At 69.3% G+C, this 23,414-nt stretch carries 26 protein-coding genes; 11 read left to right on the forward strand and 15 right to left on the reverse strand.

The features are described 5' to 3' along the window. Positions 1–21: 21 nt before the first annotated feature. Positions 22–1,473, forward strand: coding sequence for an MFS transporter (locus CP976_RS14530; RefSeq protein WP_150480746.1), 1,452 nt, complete (start codon positions 22–24; stop codon positions 1,471–1,473). Positions 1,474–1,497: 24 nt separating this feature from the next. Here the strand turns inward: CP976_RS14530 and CP976_RS44665 are convergent, their stop codons facing one another. Together CP976_RS44665 and CP976_RS14540 are read right to left on the reverse strand one after the other, a co-directional pair. Beyond that, entirely contained in the window at positions 1,498–1,974 is a 477-nt protein-coding gene (locus CP976_RS44665) for a S26 family signal peptidase (protein WP_150480747.1), read from the reverse strand. Between the two features lie 77 nt (positions 1,975–2,051). Beyond that, complete coding sequence (locus CP976_RS14540) at positions 2,052–2,873, reverse strand: hypothetical protein (protein ID WP_150480748.1); 822 nt, start codon at positions 2,871–2,873, stop codon at positions 2,052–2,054. A 513-nt stretch (positions 2,874–3,386) separates the two neighbouring features. Between CP976_RS14540 and CP976_RS14545 the strand changes: the two genes are divergently transcribed. Together CP976_RS14545 and CP976_RS14550 are read left to right on the forward strand one after the other, a co-directional pair. Further along, positions 3,387–5,237 carry a peroxidase family protein gene (locus CP976_RS14545; RefSeq protein ID WP_150480749.1) on the forward strand — a complete coding sequence of 617 codons (1,851 nt, stop codon included), beginning with the start codon at positions 3,387–3,389 and terminating at the stop codon, positions 5,235–5,237. Between the two features lie 147 nt (positions 5,238–5,384). After that, the gene (locus tag CP976_RS14550; protein WP_150485351.1) at positions 5,385–5,591 is read left to right on the forward strand and encodes a hypothetical protein; all 207 of its coding nucleotides are present in this window, start codon (positions 5,385–5,387) and stop codon (positions 5,589–5,591) included. A 30-nt stretch (positions 5,592–5,621) separates the two neighbouring features. On the opposite strand, the gene CP976_RS14555 is transcribed toward CP976_RS14550, so the two are convergent. The 4 genes from CP976_RS14555 to CP976_RS14570 all read right to left on the reverse strand — a co-directional run bounded on the left by CP976_RS14555 (position 5,622) and on the right by CP976_RS14570 (position 8,905). Further along, positions 5,622–6,479, reverse strand: a complete 858-nt coding sequence (locus CP976_RS14555) for a GNAT family N-acetyltransferase (RefSeq protein WP_190146795.1) — start codon at positions 6,477–6,479, stop codon at positions 5,622–5,624. Positions 6,480–6,582: 103 nt separating this feature from the next. After that, entirely contained in the window at positions 6,583–7,170 is a 588-nt protein-coding gene (locus tag CP976_RS14560) for a TetR/AcrR family transcriptional regulator (protein WP_150480751.1), read from the reverse strand. 25 nt (positions 7,171–7,195) lie between these two features. Continuing rightward, the gene (locus CP976_RS14565; RefSeq protein ID WP_150480752.1) at positions 7,196–8,200 is read right to left on the reverse strand and encodes an aldo/keto reductase; all 1,005 of its coding nucleotides are present in this window, start codon (positions 8,198–8,200) and stop codon (positions 7,196–7,198) included. Positions 8,201–8,290: 90 nt separating this feature from the next. Further along, positions 8,291–8,905 carry a LysE family translocator gene (locus tag CP976_RS14570; RefSeq protein WP_150480753.1) on the reverse strand — a complete coding sequence of 205 codons (615 nt, stop codon included), beginning with the start codon at positions 8,903–8,905 and terminating at the stop codon, positions 8,291–8,293. Between the two features lie 213 nt (positions 8,906–9,118). Here CP976_RS14570 and CP976_RS14575 point away from each other — a divergent pair, with 213 nt between their 5' ends. Then, positions 9,119–10,222, forward strand: coding sequence for an endonuclease/exonuclease/phosphatase family protein (locus CP976_RS14575; protein ID WP_150480754.1), 1,104 nt, complete (start codon positions 9,119–9,121; stop codon positions 10,220–10,222). A gap of 61 nt (positions 10,223–10,283) precedes the next feature. Here CP976_RS14575 and CP976_RS14580 read toward each other — a convergent pair whose 3' ends face one another. Next, positions 10,284–11,666 carry a glycine--tRNA ligase gene (locus CP976_RS14580; RefSeq protein WP_150480755.1) on the reverse strand — a complete coding sequence of 461 codons (1,383 nt, stop codon included), beginning with the start codon at positions 11,664–11,666 and terminating at the stop codon, positions 10,284–10,286. A gap of 184 nt (positions 11,667–11,850) precedes the next feature. On the opposite strand from CP976_RS14580, the gene CP976_RS14585 reads away from it, so the two are divergent. Genes CP976_RS14585 through CP976_RS14600 form a run of 4 tightly spaced genes read left to right on the forward strand, consistent with a single transcriptional unit; the run spans position 11,851 to position 14,984 of the window. Continuing rightward, positions 11,851–12,819 carry a metal ABC transporter substrate-binding protein gene (locus tag CP976_RS14585; RefSeq protein WP_150480756.1) on the forward strand — a complete coding sequence of 323 codons (969 nt, stop codon included), beginning with the start codon at positions 11,851–11,853 and terminating at the stop codon, positions 12,817–12,819. A 20-nt stretch (positions 12,820–12,839) separates the two neighbouring features. After that, a complete protein-coding gene (locus tag CP976_RS14590) occupies positions 12,840–13,607 on the forward strand; it encodes a metal ABC transporter ATP-binding protein (RefSeq protein ID WP_150480757.1) in 768 nt (255 codons plus the stop codon). Then, the gene (locus CP976_RS14595) at positions 13,607–14,509 is read left to right on the forward strand and encodes a metal ABC transporter permease (RefSeq protein ID WP_150480758.1); all 903 of its coding nucleotides are present in this window, start codon (positions 13,607–13,609) and stop codon (positions 14,507–14,509) included. Before CP976_RS14590 ends, CP976_RS14595 begins: the two co-directional genes overlap by 1 nt. Positions 14,510–14,567: 58 nt before the next feature. Continuing rightward, positions 14,568–14,984 (forward strand): Fur family transcriptional regulator, encoded by a 417-nt coding sequence (locus CP976_RS14600; RefSeq protein ID WP_086559064.1) that lies wholly within the window; start codon positions 14,568–14,570, stop codon positions 14,982–14,984. Positions 14,985–15,036: 52 nt separating this feature from the next. Here CP976_RS14600 and CP976_RS14605 read toward each other — a convergent pair whose 3' ends face one another. From CP976_RS14605 to CP976_RS43695, 4 genes are read right to left on the reverse strand one after another with little or no spacing between them, the layout of a single operon-like run. Then, positions 15,037–15,867, reverse strand: coding sequence for an isoprenyl transferase (locus CP976_RS14605; RefSeq protein WP_086559065.1), 831 nt, complete (start codon positions 15,865–15,867; stop codon positions 15,037–15,039). 34 nt (positions 15,868–15,901) lie between these two features. Beyond that, on the reverse strand, positions 15,902–16,648 hold the full coding sequence (gene recO / locus CP976_RS14610; protein ID WP_150480759.1) for a DNA repair protein RecO: 747 nt from the start codon (positions 16,646–16,648) through the stop codon (positions 15,902–15,904). A 26-nt stretch (positions 16,649–16,674) separates the two neighbouring features. Beyond that, entirely contained in the window at positions 16,675–16,890 is a 216-nt protein-coding gene (locus tag CP976_RS14615) for a hypothetical protein (protein ID WP_086599578.1), read from the reverse strand. Continuing rightward, positions 16,887–17,093 (reverse strand): hypothetical protein, encoded by a 207-nt coding sequence (locus CP976_RS43695; RefSeq protein ID WP_150480760.1) that lies wholly within the window; start codon positions 17,091–17,093, stop codon positions 16,887–16,889. Before CP976_RS43695 ends, CP976_RS14615 begins: the two co-directional genes overlap by 4 nt. Positions 17,094–17,345: 252 nt before the next feature. Here CP976_RS43695 and CP976_RS14625 point away from each other — a divergent pair, with 252 nt between their 5' ends. Next, entirely contained in the window at positions 17,346–17,798 is a 453-nt protein-coding gene (locus CP976_RS14625) for a GNAT family N-acetyltransferase (protein ID WP_150485352.1), read from the forward strand. On the opposite strand, the gene CP976_RS14630 is transcribed toward CP976_RS14625, so the two are convergent. The 4 genes from CP976_RS14630 to CP976_RS14645 form a co-directional block, all read right to left on the reverse strand. Next, positions 17,720–18,679: a 5-oxoprolinase subunit C family protein gene (locus tag CP976_RS14630; RefSeq protein ID WP_229875222.1), complete on the reverse strand. Its 960-nt coding sequence runs from the start codon at positions 18,677–18,679 to the stop codon at positions 17,720–17,722. The two genes, CP976_RS14625 and CP976_RS14630, sit on opposite strands and share 79 nt — an antisense overlap. After that, on the reverse strand, positions 18,672–19,304 hold the full coding sequence (locus CP976_RS14635; RefSeq protein WP_150480761.1) for a 5-oxoprolinase subunit B family protein: 633 nt from the start codon (positions 19,302–19,304) through the stop codon (positions 18,672–18,674). Before CP976_RS14635 ends, CP976_RS14630 begins: the two co-directional genes overlap by 8 nt. 66 nt (positions 19,305–19,370) lie before the next feature. After that, positions 19,371–19,808, reverse strand: coding sequence for a protein-tyrosine phosphatase family protein (locus tag CP976_RS14640; protein WP_150480762.1), 438 nt, complete (start codon positions 19,806–19,808; stop codon positions 19,371–19,373). A 41-nt stretch (positions 19,809–19,849) separates the two neighbouring features. Then, positions 19,850–20,563: a FadR/GntR family transcriptional regulator gene (locus CP976_RS14645; protein WP_150480763.1), complete on the reverse strand. Its 714-nt coding sequence runs from the start codon at positions 20,561–20,563 to the stop codon at positions 19,850–19,852. Between the two features lie 249 nt (positions 20,564–20,812). Here CP976_RS14645 and CP976_RS14650 point away from each other — a divergent pair, with 249 nt between their 5' ends. Continuing rightward, positions 20,813–22,444 (forward strand): ABC transporter substrate-binding protein, encoded by a 1,632-nt coding sequence (locus CP976_RS14650; RefSeq protein WP_150480764.1) that lies wholly within the window; start codon positions 20,813–20,815, stop codon positions 22,442–22,444. A gap of 4 nt (positions 22,445–22,448) precedes the next feature. Then, on the forward strand, positions 22,449–23,411 hold the full coding sequence (locus CP976_RS14655) for an ABC transporter permease (RefSeq protein ID WP_150480765.1): 963 nt from the start codon (positions 22,449–22,451) through the stop codon (positions 23,409–23,411). Positions 23,412–23,414: the final 3 nt, after the last annotated feature.

Genomic DNA, 23,414 nt, shown 5'->3' on the forward strand with positions numbered 1-23,414 from the left:
AATGGGCGTACGATGGTCCGCATGCCCGAGCTCAGCCATCGCCGCCGGATGCTAGTGCTCGCGATCTGCTGCATGAGCCTGCTGATCGTGAGCCTCGACAACACGGTCCTGAACGTGGCCCTCCCCTCCATGCAGCGCGACCTGCACGCGAGCACCTCCGGCCTCCAGTGGACGATCGACGCCTACACCCTCGTCCTGGCCTCGCTGCTGATGCTCGCGGGCTCCACCGCCGACCGGATCGGCCGCAAGCGGGTCTTCATGGCGGGCCTGGTCGTCTTCACCCTCGGCTCGGTGCTGTGCTCCCTCGCACCGAACCTTCAGGCGCTGGTCGCCTTCCGGATGGTGCAGGCGGTGGGCGGCTCGATGCTGAACCCGGTCGCCATGTCGATCATCACCAACACCTTCACCGATCCGCGCGAGCGGGCCCGGGCGATCGGCGCGTGGGGCGCGGTCGTCGGCATATCGATGGCCGCCGGCCCGCTCGTCGGGGGTCTCCTGGTGGAGACGGTCGGCTGGCGCTCGATCTTCTGGATCAACCTGCCGGTGGGCCTGGCGGCACTGCTCCTCACCCTGCGCTTCGTCCCCGAGTCCCGCGCCGGCAGGGCCCGCCGCCCCGACCCGGTCGGCCAGGTCCTGGTGATCGCCCTGTTCGGCTCCCTGACATACGCGATCATCGAGGCGCCGAGCACGCCGTTCGCGTCGGTGGCCCCGCTGGCCGTCGTCGCCCTGGCCGCGCTCGCCGGCCTGCTGTGGTACGAGCCGCGCCGCGCGGAACCCCTGATCGACCTGCGCTTCTTCCGCTCGGCACCGTTCAGCGGGGCCACGGTCATCGCCATCAGCGCGTTCGCGGCACTCGGCGGCTTCCTGTTCCTGTCCACGCTGTACCTCCAGAACGTACGCGGCCTGACCGCTCTGGAGGCGGGCCTGTGGATGCTGCCGATGGCGGCCCCGACGTTCCTGTGCGCCCCGCTCTCCGGCCGCCTGGTCGGCAGCCGGGGCCCGCGTCTGCCCCTGCTGATCGCGGGCTGCGCGATGACGGTGAGCGGCGTCCTCTTCGCGGCGTTCGAGGCCGAGACCTCGAACACCACCCTCTTCGCCGGGTACGTCCTCTTCGGCATCGGCTTCGGTTTCGTCAACGCGCCGATCACCAACACGGCGGTCTCCGGCATGCCGCGCGCCCAGGCGGGCGTCGCCGCGGCCGTCGCCTCCACCAGCCGCCAGCTCGGCCAGACGCTGGGGGTGGCTGTGGTGGGCGCGGTGCTCGCCGCCGGTGTGGGCGCGTCCCCGTACCGCGAGATGTTCGTCTCGGCCGCCATGCCGGGCTGGTGGATCATCGCCGTGTGCGGTTTCGCCGTCCTGGCGTTGGGGGCGGTGACGAGCGGGCGGTGGGCCCGGGGGACTGCCGAACGGACGGCCGCGCGGCTGGAGTCGGCGGAGGTGCGGGATGCGGTGGGGGCTGCGGAGCGGGCCTGAAGCGTCTACGAACGGTGAATCGCGTCATCGGACTACTCGCGCCCGGCGCGGTGGCCACACGACGAGAACGACCAAGCCGGTCACCTGTCGCGAAGGGATGCACCCGTACTCTCGCGAGTCGCGCGAAACCTGCCGGTTGTCCCCCAGTACGTAAAGACCGCCTGCCGGTACGTCAACGCGCTTCGGCTCGTAGCCGCCGTCCGCCAGGAAATCGTCACCGACGAGGATACTGTCCCCGCCTGTGGCGGCCACCCGCTTGACCATCCTGCGCCGGCTGCTTCCGCCCTCAGGGTTCTTGGCGTCAGCAGTGAAGACCACGATCTGGCCGCGAGCAGGGAAACACCGCGTCAGCACAGCCCTCCGGATCACCAGGAGCCGGTCATCGACAAGGAGCGTCGGCGCCATGGACTCAGATACCACGCGAACGAAATAAGTACATGAAGCAATAACTGAGAACGTCAGCGTCAATCCGGCCAGGTAAACAAGCTCCGCAGTGTGCACTCATCACTCCCTGAGCCACCAACCCTCGGAGGGCCGGCTTGGTCAGCCGACCCTCCGGCACGGGCCCGCACGGCTCGTCAGCTCAGTGCCATCCTGAAGTCCGGGATGGCTGCGTGCTGGTCTTCTCCCACCCTGAAAACAGCGGAGGCTCGCCTCACCTGATATTTGACGTCCCCCAGAAGCACGGGCCCACTCGTCTGCGCCGAGAACGGAGCCGGAAGAAGACCCTCGTCGAATTCCTCGGGGGTGACGATGTCCAACTCGACGTGGGAGGCCGGTTCGGAGATCAGCCGGGTCAGCTCCAGCGGGAACCAGACCGAATCCGTCTTGAAGGAGTAGTGCACACTGCCACCGGGCACGAAGTTGACGTACTCCGATGAGTCGGTCCGTGCGCTGTGGAAGTATGAACGGAGGAACAGGTCCTGCCGTCGGCCGTTAAAGACGATCACGGCACGCTGGAGTACCAGGCTGCAAGCCACGAACGATCCCGGATCAGAGACGTTCGGATGATCCACCAGCGTCATGAAGATGCGGTGACCATTGTCGAGGTAGCTTTCGAATACGCTCAGGGCCTCGGGTTCCATTTCGATTCCATGGCGTTCCTGCCAGCGCACCAGTTCGTCAGGAGTCCAAGCCATGCTCGCGTTGAACACCTCGGATGTGCGAAGGTTCTCCAGGTACTTCTCCGGGTAGCCCGCCGGAATTCCTGGCCCAGTCACCTGCTCTACCCGCTCGAATATGCCACCGTTCCCCAGCTTCACCCGTGCCTCTTCGGGTGCGGGGCCCGCCCACGTGACAACGAGTCCGTCGTCGAAATGCATCGGCGCGTCGCCACACTTCAGGTCGGCATGGACAGACCGCGAAGAGCGGACCATCAAGCCGACCAGGATGATTGCCACGCACGTCATGATGACACCAAGCATAGGAATTCTCCGTCTCCTGGCAGTCCGAATCCCCGCATCGGGAATTTCCTGGGACGCATACCACCGTAACTGCCGCCACCAGGGTCCGCATCTGCGCAGCGGACGCCTCACCGGTCCTCAAGAAGGTCGCGAACGGCGAATATGTAAGCGTCAATAATTGCCTATTTCACGCAGACTGGCCCAGCGCTGCGACCGTGCCGTGAAACGGCCCTGTTCCGACATGCAGGCGAGCGGAACTTCTCCTAGTGTGAATTTCACGCCGACTCAGATGTGATGTCGAGACGCATGTGCGCCATGGCGGCAGAGGTCATCGCAATCCGAGATCCGAGATCCGAGATCCGGGCAGAAGGCGCCGCGGCGACGGCGGAGTCCAACGTTCCGCGAGTCCGACACGGGATTGCCGGCGCGGGTAGACGCCGCGAACCGCTACAAGGCCGGTGTGGTCAGCCCGATGGAACACCCACCAGGAGTGCCCCGAGGAGTACCACCATGAGCAGACAACGCTCCCTCTTCCGCCGGTCCCGCTCCGCATCCGCGGCTGTTCCGCGGAGAATCGCCGGCGACCTCGCCGAGTATGTCGACCGGCGCATCGGCTGGGACAAGCTGGCCGTGATTCCTGGCCTGGCGGTCCTCTTCGGGCTGCGCGTGAAGCTCCGGCAGGAGAACCTCCACGACACCACGCACCTGCCCTCGGTCAACCTTCCCGATCCCGGGCCGAAGTCCGAGAAACACAAGGTCAACCGAAGCGCCGACGGCAGCTTCAACGACCTCGACGAGCCGCGGATGGGCATGGCGGGCACGCGCTTCAACCGCAATGTCCCACTGGACAAGATCCCGTCGGCCACGCCCGAGGACGTGGTCTCCCGGCCCAACCCGCGGGAGGTCAGCCGAGCCCTGCTCACCCGTCACGAGTTGATCCCGGCCCAGTCGGTGAACTCCCTCATCTCCACCTGGCTGCAGTTCATGATCCGCGACTGGTTCAGCCACGGTACGAGTCCCGAGGACCGGCCCTGGGAAGTGCCCCTCATGGAAGACGATCCCTGGCCGGAGCGCCCGATGCGGATCACGCGGACACCCGACGACCCGACCCGGGACCCGCAGGCGGGTGCCGACATGCCCGACACGCGCGTCAACGTCTCCTCCCACTGGTGGGACGCGTCGCAGGTCTACGGGTCGAGTGACGCGGAGCAACGCCAACTGCGCACCGGTGAGATGGGCAGGCTGCGGCTGTGGGACGACGAGCAGACCCCGTTCCCCGACCCCTCTCGCGACCCGTCGCGGGTGCCCGGCTTCTGGCTGGGCCTGGTGCTGATGCAGAACCTGTTCGCCCAGGAACACAACGCCATCTGCGACCACTTGCACGCCGCGTATCCGTCCTGGGACGACGAGGAGCTGTTCCAGCGGGCGCGGCTCGTCAACTCCGCGCTCATCGCCAAGATTCACACCGTGGAGTGGACACCGGCTGTGATCAGCCATCCCACGACCGTCAAGGCCCTGCGAACCAACTGGTGGGGTCTCGCGGGGGAACGCGTCCACAACCTTCTTGGCCGGATCAGCGACAGCGAGCTCGTCAGCGGCATCCCCGGTGCCAAAACGGATCAGTACGGCGCCCCGTTCGCCCTCACCGAGGAGTTCGTGGCCATCTACCGCATGCATCCACTGATCCGCGACGATTGGCACCTGCGCTCCGCCGCCGACGACGAGACCCTGCGCCACTGCACCTTGCGCGACATCTCCGGACCCGAGGCGCTGAAGGTCCTCGAGACCACGAACATGGCCGACCTGCTCTACAGTTTCGGCACGCTCCACCCGGGCCTGGTCACCCTGCACAACTTCCCGAAGTTTCTCCAGGAGTTCCAGCGCCCCGACGGGCACCTGCAGGACCTCGCCGCCACCGACATCCTGCGCAGCCGGGAGCTGGGCGTCCCCCGCTACAACGAGTTCCGACGGCTTCTGCGGATGAAGCCCGCGGCAAGCTTCGAGGATCTGACAGACAACCCGGCGTGGGCCGAGGAGATCAAGCGGCTGTACGGGAACGACATCGAGAAGGTCGACCTGACGATCGGGATGTACGCCGAGAGGCTTCCGGCCGGGTTCACCTTCAGCAACACCGCGTTCCGCATCTTCATCCTGATGGCTTCGGTCAGGATGAGCAGTGACCGCTTCTTCACCGCGTACTACACGCCGGAGGTGTACTCCAAGGCCGGAATGGCCTGGATCGACGACAACACCATGGCCACGGTGATCCTGCGGCACCACCCGGAGCTGCGCCCGGCCCTGGCGGGGCTGACCAATGCGTTCCTGCCCTGGCACACGGCACAGTCCGGCACGGGCGGTTGACGTTCCCCACGACGACGTCACCCTGCTCCACGCGTCTCACAACTGGATAACTCGCTGCCGGGCGAAGCCCTGTTGATGTTGGTCTTGCTGCACACTCCTTGCTGCGAGCAGACCGGATCCGCCGGGTTCCTGGACGCGGGAGGCGTCGTGGCGCACATCGACACCAGCAAGGTCAGCCGCTGGGACCAGCACGGGCGGGAGCACGTGGTGCGGGTGCAGCGCATCGGCGTGCAGCGCACGATCAGATGCGACACCTGCGGCTGGCGCAGAGGCGCCCAGTTCCTGCCCTGGCTGAAGGCGGAGGAACACCTGGCGGAGGCCCATCAGGCGACGGTGGACCCTACGGCGGCGTGAACGGCCGGGCGGGCCCCGGTAGTACGGGCCTCAGTAGAGGATCGAGGGCAGGTACGCCCCGTCGGGCTGGTTGTACAGGCCGATGGTCATCAGGCTCATCAGCTGCACGACCTTGAGGCCGTTGGCCAGGCACCACCTCAGCAGCACACTGTCGCTCACGGGGACGAGGATGCCCGGCCCGGCGAACTGCGGGGTCGCCGCGATCAGGGCCTGGAGGTCCGGGGTGGTCTCACCGACGGCATGCGCGAAGAAGGCCAGGTCGGTGGCGTACCCGGTGACGCGTCCCGCGCGCTCGACGACCCGGGCGGTGCCCTGTTTGAGCCCGTCGGCGACCTCGCCGCCCCGGTCGACGCCGTGGACCTGCCGGCACACGTCGTTGCAGGCGCCGAGGTCCGCGTCCGTGGCCTCCCGCACCGTGTAGCCGGGCAGCGCACGCCCGATCGGCGGGCCCTGGACACAGGCGACCGTGGCCCGGTGGACGAAGCCCATGCTGACGTACAGCGAGAACGACCTGTTGTGGTAGCCGGTCTGCAGCAGCCGGATGCCCGGCGCTCCTCGCTCGTCGGCCCGCTCCATCACGTCCCGCATCAGGCGGCGGCCCACGCCCGCGTTCTGCACGGTGGGGTCGACGGTGACGGGCCCGACCCCGACGACGGTCGAGCGTTCGTCGAGGAAGTTGCTGCCCACGATCCGCCCGTCGAGCTCGGCGACGACGCTGTAGAAACCGGGGTGCGTCAGGGCTCCCTCGATCACCGCGACACCCACGTCGGGCCTCGGGAAGTCGGGTGGGAACGCATGCTCCCCGGCGATGCCGGCGAAGGCCTCGTAGCAGATCCTTCCGCACTCCGCGGCGTCGTCCGCGGTGCCCTGGCGCAGTACGAGATCCATGATCGCCATCCCCTTCTTCGCGCCCCCCGCACGGCGACCCGCCCCTCCTTCCCATCCTGTGCCTCTGCTTGCCAGGGCGCATCCGGTAGATACGGCGATGCTTCTAGGGCCGCAGGCCTCGCACCAGCAGGTCGACGACCGCCCTGAAGTCGGCCTCGGCCCCCGGCTCCTCCCACTCCCGGGCATAACTGGGGTCGTGGAAGCGACCCGTCGCCTGGAAGACCGCGCGGGCCGTGGCCTGCGGGTCGGCGGCGGCGAAGTCGCCGGTCTCGACGCCGGCCTGGATGATGCGGGTGAGCTGTGACGTCAGGTCGGCGATGTGCTCACCGACCGCCGCGCCGTTCTCGCCCGTGAGGACCGTGTACGTGGCGAACAGCTCCGGATCCCCGCCCGCCTTGCGGCGCTTCGCGGCGAACAGCGCGGCGAGCCAGTCCCGCAGCCGGGCCTCCGGGGCACCGTCCCCCGCGGCGATGCCCGACAGCTCCCCGGACGTGCGGTCCAGCCAGCGCTTGGTGACCGCCTCGCGCAGCGCCGCCTTGGTGCGGAAGTGACGGTAAACGCTGCCGTGGCTGACGCCGAGCGCGCGGGCCACGTCCACCACGGTGGCCTTGGCCGGTCCGTGGCGGCGCAGCACATCCTCGGTCGCCTCGAGGATGCGCTCGGCGGTCAGAATCTCGCTGGTCGGTGCCATGCCCTGACCGTACCCGGAGCCCGGTTCAGCTCTCGAGGTGTGCCATCTGGGCCGCCGGGTAACGGTCGCCCGCGGCGGCGCCGGGCGGTACGGCCTCCTCGATCGCGGCCAGGTCGGCCGCGTCCAGCGTCACGTCCAGGGCACCCAGCGCCTCCGTGAGCCGGTCGCGGCGGCGGGCGCCGACCAGGGGCACGATGTCCTCGCCGCGGGAGAGCGCCCAGGCGATGGCGATCTGCGCGACGCTGACGCCCTTCTGCTCGGCGATCTTCCGCAGCGCCTCGACGAGATTCAGGTTGTGCCGGAGGTTGTCCCCCTGGAAGCGCGGCGACATCGCCCGGAAGTCGCCCGCGCCGAGCTGCCGGTCGGCGGTGAAGTGGCCGGAGATCAGGCCCCGGGAGAGCACGCCGTACGCCGTGATGCCGATGCCCAGCTCGCGCGTGGTGGGGAGGATCTCGTCCTCGATGCCGCGCGAGATGAGGGAGTACTCGATCTGGAGGTCGGAGATCGGCGCGGTGGCGGCGGCCCGGCGGATCGTGTCGGCGCCGACCTCGCTGAGGCCGATGTGCCGCACGTACCCCTTCTCGACCAGTTCCGCGATCGCGCCGACCGTCTCCTCGATCGGCACGTCGGGGTCGAGGCGGGCGATGCGGTAGACGTCGATGTGGTCGACGCCGAGCCGCTGGAGGGAGTAAGCGGCGAAGTTCTTCACGGCGGCGGGCCGGCCGTCATAGCCGGACCAGCCGCCGTCCGGGTCGCGCAGGGCGCCGAACTTCACACTGACCAGGGCCTGTTCACGCCGGGCGGCGGAGGCCGTACGCAGGGCCTCCCCGATCAGCATCTCGTTGTGGCCCATGCCGTAGAAGTCGCCGGTGTCCAGCAGGGTGACGCCCGCTTCAAGCGCCGCGTGGATGGTCGCGACGGACTCGGCCCGGTCCGCCTCGCCGTACAGCGCGGACATGCCCATGCAGCCGAGACCGAGGGCGGAGACCTGGGGGCCGGTGGTTCCGAGGGTTCGGGTTCGCATCGTCATGCCGTCCACTGTGCCATGGCGGCTGACAGATTTCAATATCTGTCATTCCATACTTGTCATCCGCCTCGGGCACTGCGGCCCTGCCCCTGGCTACCGCGCCGTGACCGCCAGCTTCGCGCCCAGTGCCACGAACGACCCCGCGAACCCCCGCCGCAGCCACGCCATCACCCGGGGCCGCCCGATCACATGGCTGCGCACCGATGCGGCCAGCACCCCATAACCGGCGAACACCGCGAAGGTCGCCAGCATGAACACCCCGCCGAGCCCCACCATGCGCACCACCGCGTGCGGCTCACCGGGGCTCACGAACTGCGGCAGGAACGCGAAGAAGAAGATCGTCAGCTTCGGATTGAGGATGTTGATCAGCACACCCCGCACGATCACCCGCCGCGCGGACACCGGCGCCGCCCGCTCCTCCTCCACCACGAGCGTCTCCTTGTCCCGCACCGTCGCCCACGCCATGTACAGGAGGTAGGCGACCCCGGCGTACTTCAGCACCTGGAAGGCGGTCGCGCTGGCGTGCAGCAGGGCGGCGACCCCGGTGACCGTGGCCAGCAGATGCGGCACGATCCCGAGCGTGCACCCGACGGCCGCGACGATGCTCGCGCGCCGGCCCCGGGAGAGCGCGGCCGCGAGGGTGTAGACGACTCCGGTACCCGGCGTGGCGACGACGACGAGAGTGGTCAGCAGAAAAGCGATGCTCATGCGCTCACCCTGGCGCCGCGCCGCTCGCGGAAACAGGGCCAATCGGCAGCAGCGCTGAAGGACCAATCGGGCCGGCCACAGAAGCGCTCACCCGCCCCACCGGTCGACATGCCTCCCACCCGCTCCGAGAATGGAAGAGCCGGCGAGCAGTCTCCCCGGCGGCGCCTGCCCACCGGCCGCGCGGAACTCCTGCGCCGCCCGAGGGAGCGAGCCATGACGATCCGTATCGCCACCTTCAACACGGAGAACCTCTTCCGCCGCCCCAAGGTCTTCCGCCTCCCCGGCGACAAGCAGCGCCGGGAGATCCTGAGCGACTACTCCAAGCTGATCTCCCTCCTGGAGAAGAAGACCTACGACGACAAGACCAAGGAGCGCATCGCCGAGCTCCTGAAGAAGCACCGGGTGCACGACTCGCGCAAGGACCGGCCGTTCTTCGTCAACGAGACCCGCGGCCAGGAGACGCTGTTCAAGACGAGGGGCAGCGGCCAGCACGTCACCTTCGAGATCGTCGCCAAGGGCCGCTCGGGCTGGACCGGCTGGGTGGAGCTGGTCCGTGACGACCTCGACTGGGAGGTCGTGCACAACACGGGCCGGGTGATCGCCGAGGTCGACGCCGACATCATGCTCGTGGTGGAGGTGGAGGACCGCACGACCCTGCGCCGGTTCAACGAGCAGGTGCTGGGCGGCGACCTGAAGAAGACGCCGTACCCGTACGACATGGTGATCGACGGCAACGACCCGCGCGGCATCGACGTGGGGATCCTCAGCCGCCACCCGATCACGTCCATGCGGTCCCACGTCTTCGACCCCGACCCGGACCGCCCGGGCGAGTACCTCTTCAGCCGGGACTGCCCCGAGTACGAGATCCAGATCGGCGGCACCCCGCTGTGGCTGCTCGGCAACCACCTGAAGAGCCAGAGCGGCGACGACCCGGAACTGCGCATCGCCCAGGCCCGGCGCGTGGCGTCGATCTACCAGAGCGCCCTGGAGCGTTCCCCGTACGTCGTGGTCGCCGGAGACCTCAACGACGAACCGTCCAGCGAGGCGATCCGGGCCCTGCTGGGCACCGGCCTGCGGGACGTGATGAGCCACCCCGAGTACCGGGGCACCCCGGGCACCCACGGCACCGGCACCTCCGAGAACCAGAAGCTCGACTACCTGATGCTGCCGCCGCCGCTGTGGGACCAGGTGCAGCACGTCGAGGTCGAACGGCGCGGCATCTGGGCGCCGTCCACGATCAAGTCATTCGACACCGTCACCTCGAAGTGGAACCGCGCCTCGGACCACGCGGCCGTCTACGCGGACCTGGACCTCTGAAACGCGGCGGTGCCGGGCCCTTTCGAAGAGGAACCCGGCACCGGCGTACGTACGAGAGCGATCAGCAGCCGACCAGGCGGGCCGCCAGGTAGCCCTCGATCTGGTCGAGGGAGATGCGCTCCTGCTTCATCGAGTCACGCTCGCGGACGGTGACCGCGTTGTCCTCCAGGGTGTCGAAGTCGACGGTCACGCAGAACGGCGTGCCGATCTCGTCCTGGCGGCGGTAGCGGCGGCCGATGGCGCCGGCGTCGTCGAACTCGATGTTCCAGTGCTGGCGCAGGGCCTGGGCGAGGCCCTTGGCCTTCGGGGACAGCTCCGGGTTCCGGGACAGCGGCAGCACCGCGACCTTCACCGGGGACAGGCGCGGGTCGAGGCGCAGCACCGTGCGCTTCTCCATCTTGCCCTTGGCGTTGGGCGCCTCGTCCTCGATGTAGGCGTCCAGGAGGAACGCCAGCATCGCGCGGCCGACACCGGCCGCGGGCTCGATGACGTACGGGGTCCAGCGCTCGCCGGCCTCCTGGTCGAAGTAGGTGAGGTCCTGGCCGGAGGCCTTGGAGTGAGCGCCGAGGTCGTAGTCGGTGCGGTTGGCGACGCCTTCGAGCTCGCCCCACTCACTGCCACCGAACTGGAAGCGGTACTCGATGTCGGCGGTGCGCTTGGAGTAGTGGGAGAGCTTCTCCTTCGGGTGCTCGTACCACCGCATGTTCTCCTCGCGCAGGCCGAGACCGGTGTACCAGTTCCAGCGCTGCTCCATCCAGTACTCCTGCCACTTCTCGTCCTCGCCCGGCTTGACGAAGAACTCCATCTCCATCTGCTCGAACTCGCGGGTGCGGAAGATGAAGTTGCCGGGCGTGATCTCGTTGCGGAAGGACTTGCCCATCTGGGCGATGCCGAACGGCGGCTTGCGGCGCGAGGTGGTCTGCACCTGGGAGAAGTTGGTGAAGATGCCCTGGGCGGTCTCGGGCCGCAGGTAGGCGATGGAGCCGGAGTCCTGGGTCGGGCCGAGGTGGGTGGACAGCAGGCCCGAGAACTGCTTGGGCTCGGTGAACTGGCCCTTGTTGCCGCAGTTGGGGCAGTTGACGTCGGCCAGGCCGTTCTCCGGCAGGCGGTTGTGCTTGGCCTCGTAGGCCTCCTCCAGGTGGTCCGCGCGGAACCGCTTGTGGCAGGAGGTGCACTCGGTCAGCGGGTCCGTGAAGGTGGCGACGTGGCCGGAGGCGACCCAGACCTCGGGGGCCAGGATCACGGACGAGTCGATACCGACGACGTCCTCGCGCGACGTCACCATGTAGCGCCACCACTGGCGCTTGAGGTTCTCCTTGAGCTCGACACCCAGGGGGCCGTAGTCCCAAGCGGCGCGCTGACCGCCGTAGATCTCACTACAGGGGAATACGAAGCCACGGCGCTTGCTCAGGCTGACGATGGTGTCGATCTTGTCGGCGGCCACGGTGCTCTCTTCATTACGACGACGGGCGACGAAGCGAGTTGCTTCCAGCGAATGCTTCAGGTTACCGGCGGGGGCGCCCCCTCAATCAAATCGCTCCCCCTCCCGCGACCGCCAGACCCCTTCCCAGGAACCCGCTCGGCCCGTTTGTTGACAACGGTTTCCATATTTGTTGAAAATGAGTGTCATGAACGTACGACGACGCCTCATATCCGCCACCGCGGTCACCGCGGCCACCGCTCTCGGCCTCGGTGCTCTCTCCGCCTGCTCCAGCGACAGCGCGGCGACGGGCAACACGGACAAGTTCGACGTCGTCGCGTCGTTCTACCCGATGGCCTTCCTCGCCGAGCAGATCGGCGGCGACCACGCGAACGTCACCAGTCTGACCGAGCCCGGCCAGGAGCCGCACGACCTGGAGATCAGCACCAAGCAGCGGGCGCAGCTCGAAGAGGCCGACGCGGCGCTCTTCCTCAAGGGTCTCCAGCCCGCCGTCGACGAGGCGGTCTCGCAGACCGGCATCAAGACGAAGATCGACGCGGCCGGCCTGACCACCCTCGAGGACCACGGCAGCACCGAGCACGAGCACGAGGGCGAGGGCGAGGGCGAGAAGGGGCACGCCGAGGAGGAGGAGCACGCCCGCGACCCCCACATCTGGCTGGACCCGGTGAAGTACGCCGAGGTCGCCGAGGGTGTGGGCAAGGCCTTCGAGAAGGCCGACCCCGACCACGCGGCCGACTACAAGAAGAACACCGCGGCCCTGGTCAAGAAGCTGAACGGCCTCGACGGCGACTTCGAGAACGGCCTGAAGAACACGAAGACCAAGGTCTTCTTCACCAACCACGCCGCCTTCGGCTACCTCGCCGAGCGCTACGGCCTCACCCAGGAGGCCATCTCCGGCCTCGACCCCGAGAGCGAGCCCAGCGCCGCCCGGGTCAAGGAGCTCCAGCAGGAGGCCAAGGCCGACGGCGTCACCACCGTCTTCTACGAGACACTGGTCTCCGACAAGACCGCGAAGACCCTCGCCAAGGACGCGAAGCTCAAGACGGACGTCCTCGACCCGCTCGAGGGCATCACCGACAAGTCCCGCGGCGACGACTACTTCCAGGTCATGGAAGCCAACCTCAAGGCCCTTCAGGCGGCCCTGGGAGCCAAGTGATCGACCCATCGGAGGACGGCATGAACGAGCCCGTCGTATCCCTGCGCGGCGTCCGCGCGGACCTGGGCTCGCGCCCCGTCCTGCGCGGCATCGACCTCACCGTGCACCACGGTGAGGTCGTCGCGCTGCTCGGCGCGAACGGCTCCGGCAAGTCCACGGCCGTGCGCAGCATCATCGGCCAGGTGCAGACCGGCGCCGGCGAGATCGAGCTGTTCGGCACGGACCGCAGGCGGTTCCGCGACTGGCACCGCGTGGGTTACGTCCCGCAGCGCACCACGGCCGCGGGCGGGGTGCCCGCCACGGTGACCGAGGTGGTCTCCTCGGGCCGCCTGTCCCGGGCCCGCTTCGGCGTGCTGCGCAAGGCGGACCACGCGGCCGTGCGCGCGGCCCTGGAGCTCGTCGGCATGGCGGACCGGGCCAAGGACTCGGTCAACGCCCTCTCGGGCGGCCAGCACCAGCGTGTCCTGATAGCCCGCGCGCTCGCCTCCGAGCCGGAACTGCTGATCATGGACGAGCCGATGGCCGGGGTCGACCTGGCCAGCCAGGAGGTCCTCGCGCACACGCTGCGCGAGCAGGTCTCCCAGGGCACGACCGTGCTGCTCGTGCTGCACGAACTGGGCCCCCTGGAGCCCCTCATCGACCGGGCGGTCGTCCTGCGCGACGGCTGCGTCGTGCACGACGGCCCGCCCCCCAAGGCGGTCGGGCAGCACGCCCTGCCCGGCCACGACCACGTACACCCGCACGCACCCGCGGGCCACGAACCGATCCGCACGGGACTGCTGAGCTGATGGAGATCCTCGACTACGCCTTCATGCAGCGGGCGCTGCTCGCCGCCGTCCTGGTCGGCATCACGGCCCCCGCGGTGGGGATCTACCTGGTCCAGCGCCGCCAGGCCCTGATGGGCGACGGCATCGGCCACGTGGCGATGACCGGCGTCGGCCTCGGCTTCCTGCTGACCTGGTCCCCGGTGTGGATGGCCACCCTCGTCTCCGTCATCGGCGCGGTCCTCATGGAGCTGATCCGCTGGTACGGCAGGACCCGCGGCGACATCGCCCTCGCGATGCTGTTCTACGGCGGGATGGCCGGCGGTGTGATGTTCATCAACCTCGCGCCGACGGGCTCCAACGCGAACCTCACGTCGTACCTCTTCGGCTCCCTGTCGACGGTGTCCGAGTCGGACGTCACGGCGATCTGCATTCTGGCCGCGTTCGTCGTCCTGGTCACCCTCGGCCTGCGCCGGCAGCTTTTCGCGGTCAGCCAGGACGAGGAGTTCGCCCGGGTGACGGGCCTGCCGGTGCGCGCCCTGAACCTGCTGACGGCGATCACCGCGGCCGTCACGGTGACGGTGGCGATGCGCGTGGTCGGCCTGCTCCTGGTCAGCGCGCTGATGGTGGTGCCCGTCGCGGCCGCCCAGCAGATCGGCCGCAGCTTCGCGGCGACCTTCGTGGTCGCCGTGGCCATCGGCGTGAGCGTGACGATCGGCGGCACCGTCACCTCGTACTACCAGGACGTCCCGCCCGGCGCGACGATCGTGCTGCTGACCATCGGCGCCTTCGTCGTGCTGACGGCGCTCGCGACCCCGCTGGCCCGCCGCCGCGCCCGTGCCCAGGCGGCCGCGGATCCCGCCCACGACCCTGCCGAGTGCGCGATTCCGGGCACCCGGAAGACAACCGACGAAGTCGGCGTCTGACCGCCCCCACCCCGGGCTGGCACAATGGCCCGGGCAAGGCAGACGTGAGGAGGCAACGGTGACGACCGCTGGACCGTCCGTGAAGGGCCGCGCCACCAGGCAGCGTGCCGCCGTGGCGGCGGCCCTGGACGAGGTCGACGAGTTCCGCAGCGCGCAGGAACTGCACGACATGCTCAAGCACAAAGGCGACTCGGTCGGGCTCACCACGGTCTACCGCACCCTGCAGTCCCTCGCCGACGCCGGTGAGGTCGACGTCCTGCGCACCGCCGACGGCGAGTCCGTCTACCGCCGGTGCTCCACCGACGACCATCACCACCACCTGGTGTGCCGCGGCTGCGGCAAGGCCGTCGAGGTGGAAGGACCGGCCGTGGAGAAGTGGGCGGAGGCCATCGCCGCCGAGCACGGCTTCGTGAACGTGGCCCACACGGTGGAGATCTTCGGGACGTGCGCCGACTGTGCGGCGGCGGCGAAGTAGCGGACCAGGGCGGCCCGGCTGCCACTCGAGGGGCTGCCGGGCCGGGTGAGACCTACTGCTGCTTGCCCTCCATCGCCAGCAGCTCCTCGTTCGGGATGGCCCCGCCGAAGCGCCGGTCCCGCGAGGCGAACTCCAGGCACGCCCGCCACAGGTCGCGGCGGTCGAAGTCCGGCCACAGCACGTCCTGGAAGACCATCTCGGCGTAGGCGCTCTGCCAGAGCAGGTAGTTGGAGGTGCGCTGCTCACCGCTCGGACGCAGGAACAGGTCCACGTCCGGCATGTCCGGGTAGTACATGTACTTCGCGAAGGTCTTCTCGTTGACCTTCGACGGGTCGAGCTTCCCGGCCTTCACATCGGCCGCCAGCGCCTGCGCCGCGTCGGCGATCTCGGCGCGCCCCCCGTAGTTCATGCAGAAGTACAGCGTGAGCTTGTCGTTGCCCTTGGTCTGTTCCTGGGCGATCTGGAGCTCCTTGGCGACCGAGCGCCACAGCTTGGGCATACGGCCCACCCAGCGCACCCGGATGCCCAGCTCGTCGAGCTGGTCGCGGGTCTTGCGGATGAAGTCCCGGTTGAAGTTCATCAGGAAGCGCACCTCGTCCGGCGACCGCTTCCAGTTCTCGGTGGAGAAGGCGTACAGGGAGATGGCGCCCACGCCCATCTCGATGGCGCCCTGAAGCACGTCGAGCACCCGCTCGGCGCCGACCTTGTGCCCCTCGGTGCGCGGCAGGCCCCGCTCCTTCGCCCACCGCCCGTTGCCGTCCATGACGATCGCCACATGCTGTGGTACGAGCTCTCCGAGCTTCGGCGGCCGCGCGCCGGACGGGTGGGGCTCCGGCGTCCTGTACTCCCGGCGCTGCCGCCCCAGGATCCCGCGTACGGCCATGTGTTTCTCGTCTCCTCGTGCTTGCTTGCTTCGCTTACTTCTCGACGTAGCGCAGGGAGCGCAGCCCGCGCTCCATGTGCCAGTGCAGATACGCGGACACCAGCCCGCTGCCCTCCCGGACGTACCGCGGCTCGCAGGCGTCCGCGGTCTCCCAGTCTCCCGTAAGCAGCGCGCCGAGGAGTTCCAGGGCCTGGGGCGAGGGTACGACGCTGCCCGGTACCCGGCAGTCCCCGCAGACGGAACCGCCCGACGCGACCGAGAAGAACCGGTTGGGCCCGGGCATGCCGCACTTCGCGCAGTCGGTGAAGCTCGGGGCGTACCCGTTGACGGCGAGGGACCGCAGCAGGAACGCGTCCAGCACGAGGTGCGGCGCGTGCTCCCCGCGGGCGAGGGTCCGCAGCCCGCCGACGAGCAGCAGGTACTGCTGCACGGCCGGCTCGCCCTCGTGGTCGGTGAACCGCTCGGCGGTCTCGAGCATCACGGTCCCCGCGGTGTACCGCGCGTAGTCGCTGACGATCCCGCCCCCGTACGGGGCGATGGTCTCGCTCTGCGTGCACAGCGGCAGCCCTCGCCCGACCAGCTCGCTCCCCTTGGCGAAGAACTGCACGTCGACGTGGGAGAAGGGTTCGAGGCGCGCACCGAACTTCGACTTCGTCCGGCGCACGCCCCTGGCCACCGCCCGTACGCGTCCGTGACCGCGGGTGAGCAGCGTGATGATCCGGTCCGCCTCACCCAGCTTCTGGGTGCGCAGCACGATGCCGTCGTCGCGGAACAGACTCATGGCGTCATTCTCGCAGGGTCATGGCGTCAAGGGACCTCGCCCCTGCTGCGGGCGTTGGCGTACGCCGTCGCCGCGCGCAGCCGCTCGGCCGGGGTGGCGTGCCGGACGGCACCAGGGTCGGCGTCCCACTCCTTCCCGCCCCCGTACGGCCTCAGCTGCACGTAGGGCCCCTCATGCCCCATGACGATGCCGATGCGGCCGCTGCGGGTGTCCACGACATACGCGCCGACCGGAGGCTTCATCGCGGCACCGCCGCGAGCCGCCGGGTGGTCCGAACGGAACACCGGGCCAATTCCACGAGCGGACAGGGTGCTTCCCGCGCAAGACTTACCGGGCCCAGCCCCAATGACGGCAGGGTAATTCCGGTCTTGACGAGTTCTGCCCGCAATTCTTTCACCGCATCCTCCGCTTCTTCGACGCAGAGCGCCGAGTGTCGTGCCTCCACCGTGCTCCCCCTCCTTTGGGAGTTTCACTCTTCGCATCCCTGCGGTGACGCTCCGCGCCTACACTCGGGAGGGGTCTGTGCCCTACAACTGCGGCGCGGCACAAAGGGGTTCGGCAATGGCCACGGTTCTCGGCATGCGGCGAGGGGTATTTTTCAAGCGCTCAGCAGGAAAGCCGATTGACGATAAGCGGCCGCTGACATAATCCGGCCGTGGATACACGTACGACGGCGGACGGGATACGGCCGGTCCCCATGACTTGGGCCCTGCGTCCCGCCGAGCCGGCGGACGTCGAACCGATAGCGGAACTACGGGCGGTGGTGATGCGCCCGGACCTGGAACGGCTGGGCCGCTTCGACGAACACCGGGTCAGGCAGCGGCTACGGGACGCCTTCTGCCCCCAGCACACGTCGGTCATCGAGGCCGACGGCATGTTCGCGGGCAGCGTCGCACTGCGCCCGTCCGAGACCGACGAGAACGGCCACTGGCTGGAGCACTTCTACCTCAGCCCGGAGCTCCAGGGCCGAGGCCTGGGTTCGGCGGTCCTCCGCGCCGTGTTGACCCGGACCGACGCCGACGGCGAACGGGTACGCCTGAACGTCCTCCAGGGCAGCCCGGCCCGGCGCCTCTACGAACGCCACGGTTTCACTGTGGAGTCGCAGGACCCGGTCGACGTCTTCATGGTGCGACCGCCGGGACGTGCCTGAACCGCGCGGCGCCGCTCCCGCAGTGGCGCGAAGCGGACGGACAGGCCCGGCCGGGCCTGGGCGGCGGCGGGCAGGCGGGACTCGGGGACGACACCGATGACGGGGTAGCCGCCGGTCGTGGGTGAGTCGGCGAGGAAGAGCACGGGCCTGCCGTCGGGCGGTACCTGGACCGCGCCGAGCACCATGCCCTCGCTGGGAAGTTCGCCGTCCACCGCTCGTTCCAGGGAGGGGCCGTCCAACCGCAGTGCGATGCGGTTGCTGTGGGGAGACACGGCGAAGCGGCCCGTCGCGAGGGTGCGCACGGCGGCGGCGGTGAACCAGTCGTCGCGCGGGCCGAGCAGCACGGGGAGCACCAGTTCACGCGGGGGCCCGTCCCACAGGGCCATGTGGTGGTGCGGCGGGCCCGCGGCGGCCGGTTCGCCCAGCGGCAGGACGTCACCGTCCTTGAGGGGGGCGGGGCCCAGCCCGGACAGCAGGTCGGTGGAACGGCTGCCGAGGACCGGAGGTACGGCGATGCCTCCGCTCACGGCGAGATAGCCGCGCAGCCCGAAGGTGGCGGCGCCCACGTCGAGTACCGCACCGGCCGGCAGGTGGACGGGACCGGCCCATGCCGCCGGCCGGCCGTCGACGCGTACCGGGGCGGGTGCTCCGGTGACGGCCACGGTCACCGCCCGGGTGGCGCGTATCGTCACGCCGGTCAGGGTGGTCTCCAGGGTGGCGGCGTCGGCGGGGTTGCCCACCAGCCGGTTCGCCAGCCGGTGCGCCGGCTGGTCCAGGGCCCCGGAGCGGGGTACACCGAGAGCCGCGTGGCCGAACCGTCCCAGGTCCTGGACGGTGGTCAGCGCACCGGCCCGCACCACTTCCACCTTGCCGTCACTCACGCGGCCGCTCCTCGGAGTCAGGCACGAAACGCACCCGGGTGCCCGGCACGAGCAGGGCCGCCGGCTGCCTCTGCAGGTCCCACAGCGTCACCGAGGTCCTGCCGATCAACTGCCAGCCTCCCGGCGAGCTCCGGGGATAGATGCCGGTGTAGTGGCCGGCCAGGGCCACCGCCCCGGCCGGAACCGAGGTCCGCGGCTCCGCCCGGCGCGGCACGACGTACGGCTCGCCCAGTCCCGTCATGTACGCGAATCCAGGGGCGAACCCGGAGAACGCCACCCGGTGTTCGGTGCCGCCGTGCAGGCGTACCACCTCGTCCTCGCTCATGCCCCACAGCTCGGCGACCAGGCCGAGGTCGGCCCCGTCGTACCGGACGGGTATCTCGACCAGCTCGCCGCTGTCCGCCACCGGCGGAGGGGTGGACCATCGGCGCAGTTCCGCCTGCAGACCGGGGAGATCGTGCACGCCGTACAAGAGCACGGTCCTCTCCCCCGGCACGATCTCCCGCACCGGCGTCAGGGTGCCCGCGGCCCGGCGGCGCAGCAGTTCGGCGTGCCACGCCTGGGCCTCGCCCGGTCCGTCCAGATCGATGAGCAGCGAGTCCTGCCCGGTCGGCAGCAGTCTCATACGAACAAGACTAGAGAATTGTTGAACAATCCGACAAGAGCAAAGCCGGCCAGCGCGGGGCCGAGCTCACCCCGCGCTGAAACTCCGTACGTACCGCCGCTGCCAGGGCGTTTCCACCGCATGCCGGTCGTAGTGCCGCCGCACGTACGCCACCGCCTCCTCCCCCGGCACCCCGTCCAGCACCGCCAGGCAGGCCAGCGCCGTGCCCGTACGGCCGCGTCCTCCGCCGCAGGCGATCTCCACGCGCTCCCCGGCGGCCCGTTCCCAGGCGTCGGCCAGCACCACGCGGGCGGCTGCCCGGTCCGACGGGATGCGGAAGTCGGGCCAGCGGAGCCAGCCGGACTCCCAGGGGACCTCCGGGGGCTGCTTGCCGAGCAGGTAGAGGCCGTAGGAGGGGGTGGGCGCGACGGGGTCCAGGGGGTGGCGGAGGCCTCGGCCGCGTACCAGCCGGCCGGAGGGCAGCCGCAGGACGCCGACGTCGCTCTCGCTCCACAGCTCGGTCATGCCCCTCATCATGCTCCGCGCCCGCTCGCCGGGGAGCGGAATCAGCCCACCCCTCGCGACTCCTCCGCCGCCCGCGCCTCGATCCCCCGGAAGTGCACCGCCATCGCCCGCTGCGCGCCCTCGACGTCGCGGGCGCGCAGGGCGGTGACGATGTCGCGGTGGCGGCGGACCGTGATCTCGGGTGACGGGTCGTCGGTCCAGCCGCGGGCGCCGGAGACCCGGCGGAAGACCGTCCAGAACGCGCCGAGGAGCTGCGGGACCAGCGCGTTGCCGAGGGAGGCGTACAGGATCTCGTGGAACTCGCGGTCGAGTTCGGGGAAGGAGAGGCCCGTGCCGCCCGCGGACTCCATGCGGGTCACCACGCCCTCCAGCCTCTCCAGTTCGGCCTCGGTGACGGTCGCGGCGACCCGGCGGATCAGGCCCTCCTCCAGTACCTCCCGGACCTGGAGGATCTCGGCGAGGGCGCCGGTGTCGTCGTCGTGCCGGGCCAGGGTGCGGAAGGTCAGGCCGTCGACGAGGGGGGTGAGGGAGGCCTGGCCGACGTAGGTGCCGTAACCGTGTCTGATCTCGACGATGTCGAGGGCCTGGAGGGCTTTGAGTGCCTCGCGGACCGAGTTGCGGCTGACGCCGAGATCCTCCATGAGTTCGGTCTCGGTGGGCAGCGGCGCGCCGGCGGTGAGTCTGCGGTCGAGGATGAGCTGCACGACCTGGCGTTGTATCCGGCTGGTCCTGGGCTCCTCGGACATGCGCCGCATCGTACGCGCCCCGGACGTCCCACGTCCCACCTCTGGCGGTACCCGGTGCCGGCCCTGCCCTGATAGGCCGTCAACTCACCTGTTCCACAGCGTCATTGGTCCGACCTCTGACAGATACGCCATTCGTGTGCGAGCCCTTGACCGCCTCCACGGCCCCTCCTATGGTCGCGCTGACCGCAGGACGTAGGACGTCGTATCTCCTCTGCTCGCCCCCTCGCTTCCTTTCCAGACCTCTCGCTGGAGGACCCCGTGCGCGACGTGACCCACGACGTGCCGGCGCCGCACCGCCGGACGTTCCTGAAGTACACCGGCGCGCTGGGCGCGGCCGCCGCCGTCTCCGCGTCGTTGTCGGCGTGTTCGTCCGGGCCGGAGTCCACCAACGACACCGGTGGCGGCGGCAGCGGGGCGAACCGGACACTGACCGCGGTGATCGGCTACGGCAACGACGGAAGCTGGGATCCCACCCAGACGGCGTCCGCGTTCTGCATGGCCGCGAACAACCACATCTACGAAGGCCTGCTCGACACCGACCCGATCTCCCGCGTGCCGTACGCGGCCCTGGCGACCGAGGTGCCGAAGGACCCGGACGGCACGTCCTGGAAGTTCACGCTGCGGGCGGGCGCGAAGTTCCACGACGGCAAGCCCGTCACCGCCGACGACGTGGTCTTCGTCTTCGAGCGGATCCTCGACCCGGACACCCAGACCCTCGCCAAGGGCTTCTTCGCGAGCTGGCTGAAGGAGGTCCGGAAGATCGACGCGCAGAGCGTGGAACTCGTGCTCAAGTTCCCCTTTCCGGACGGGCTTTCACGGCTGACCCTCGCCAAGATCATGCCGAAGCACGTGTTCTCCCGGCCGGGCGCCTGGGACGACGCCATCAAGGGCAAGGCGATCGGCTCGGGGCCGTACCGGCAGACCGCGCACCACCCGAAGTCGAACACGACCTTCGAGGCGTTCGACGGCTACAACGGCCCGCGCAAGCCGGCCTTCCGGAAGATGAACTGGCTGACCATCGTGGACGCGGCACCCCGCGTCGCGAAGATCTCGGGGTCGAGTGCGGGCGCGCAGATCGCGGACAACATCCCGTACGCCAACATCGCGCAGCTCGAGAGCAGCGGGCTGACCGTCGCCGGCGGGGCCGGGATGAACAACCTGTTCCTGATGTTCAACACCAAGCACAAGCCCTTCGACGACGTGCGCGTACGCCAGGCCCTGCACTACGCCATCGACACCGAGAAGATGGTGGAGGTCGCGCTCAAGGGCCACGGGAAGCCGTCGAGTTCCTTCCTCGACGAGAGCAACCCGTCCTACCGCCGGGCGAAGACCGTGTACGACTACGACCCGGACAAGGCGAAGGCACTGCTGAAGGAGGCCGGGGTCAAGGGGCTGAGCATCGACATCCTCGCGGTGAACGTGAGCTGGATCGTCGACTGCCTGCCGACCATCAAGGCGTCCTGGGACGCGATCGGCGTGAAGACGACCCTGTCCCCGCAGGAGACGACGGCCGTGTTCACGAAGATGGACCAGAAGCAGGACTACCAGGTCGTCGCCGCCGCCTCGAACCCCAACCAGTTCGGCCTCGACGCCGACCTGATCATGCACTACAACTACGGACCCGAGAACCTGTGGATGCAGTACACGCGGTGGGCGGGCGACCCCGTCGCCAAGGCTCTCTTCAGGGACATGGACCGGGCCACCCGGGAGCCGGAGCCCGAGAAGAAGAAGGCGATGGTCCAGGACTACATCGACGTCGTCGCCGAACAGGCCGTGCTCTACCCGGTCGTCCACAACGAGCTGATGACGGCCTGGGACCCGAAGCGGCTCAGCGGCATAAGGGCGCAACCGTACCCCGGCATCAACCTGCTTCAGGCCAAGTGGGCCTAGCGGCATGACGGCAGTCCTGCGGATCCTGCTCCGCCGCATCGCCCTGCTCGTGCCGCTGATGCTCGGCATCGTGCTGTTCGTGTTCCTGGTGATGCGGTTCTCGGACGTCGATCCGGCGTCCGCATTCTTCCAGGGCGCCAACCCGACACCGCAGCAACTGCACGACTTCCGCGAGGAACACGGCCTGCTCGACCCGCTGCCCGTGCGGTACGCCGACTTCGTCGCCGACCTGCTGCACGGCGACCTGGGCACCAGCGCGCTGACCCGGGCACCCGTGATCGACCAGGTCACCACCGCGCTGCCGCTCACCCTCCAGCTGACCTTCCTGGGCCTGGGCATCGCGGTCGTGCTGTCCCTCGTGGGCGGCGTGACCGCGGCGATCTACCGGGACCGGCTGCCCGACCAGATCATCCGGGTCGTGTCGCTGACCGGTGTCGCGGCGCCCGGCTTCTGGCTGGCGCTGCTGATGATCCAGTACCTGGCGGTCGACCTGGGCTGGTTCCCGACCGGCGGCTACATCAACCCGGCCGACTCCTTCACCGGCTGGCTGAAGACCATGACCCTCCCCGCCCTCGCCCTCTCCCTTCCGGTGGCGGCGCAGCTGACCCGGATCGTGCGGACGGCCGTGGTGGAGGAGCTGGACAAGGACTACGTACGGACGGCGATCGGGAGCGGGCTGCCGCCGCGCGTGGTCGTGGGGCGGAACGTGCTGCGGAACGCGCTCATCAACCCGCTCACCGTGCTCGGGCTGCGCGTCGGCTATCTGCTGGGCGGCGCGGTCGTCATCGAGACGATCTTCTCGCTGCCCGGCATGGGCAAGCTGATGATCGACGCGGTGAAGAACGGCGATCCGGCCGTCGTCCAGGGCGTCGTACTGACCACGGCGGCCGGGTTCGTCGTCGTGAACCTCGTCATCGACGTCCTCTACCTGCTGGTCAACCCGCGACTGAGGGATGCGACCACGTGATGA

It is taken from the genome of Streptomyces coeruleorubidus (assembly GCF_008705135.1).
Taxonomy (GTDB): Bacteria; Actinomycetota; Actinomycetes; order Streptomycetales; family Streptomycetaceae; genus Streptomyces; species Streptomyces coeruleofuscus.